General features: G+C 33.5%; 1 protein-coding gene. It reads right to left on the minus strand.

Annotated elements, in window-relative coordinates; translation table 11 throughout:
* Positions 1-105: 105 nt before the first annotated feature.
* Entirely contained in the window at positions 106-294 is a 189-nt protein-coding gene (locus AC1DRF_RS21405) for a hypothetical protein (protein WP_013058440.1), read from the minus strand.
* Positions 295-407 lie beyond the last annotated feature (113 nt).

The raw sequence follows: 407 nt of genomic DNA on the forward strand, positions 1-407 counted from the left end.
TGAGACCCTAATTATTTAGGGTCTTTTCTACTAAGAGAAAAAGAAACGTGTATCCTTAGTAACATAGCTATGAGACTAAGAAATAGAAGTTTTTTTTACTGTCCATTATTCCTCAAGATTAACATCCATCGCTGCGTTATCAATATTATTTAAAATGGTTTTGTTTTTATCGTCTAATTCATTACGTAAAAGTGAATTACGCGTCGCTTCGTATAAATCGTAGCTTCTTTCGTCAACTGGAGAATTATGATCTTCACATATCATCTTTTCTGATTCTTTGGATTGATCTGCCATATCAGTCACCTCCTCTGTATATTATGTGAGTTGATTAGAAAAAACATAAGAATTTTATCTGGCCACCGTTGGGTAAGGTTTAATCAACGGTTGGCTGTTTCTGTATATTGTGK

The sequence above is a fragment of the Priestia sp. P5_B4 genome, assembly GCF_056400385.1.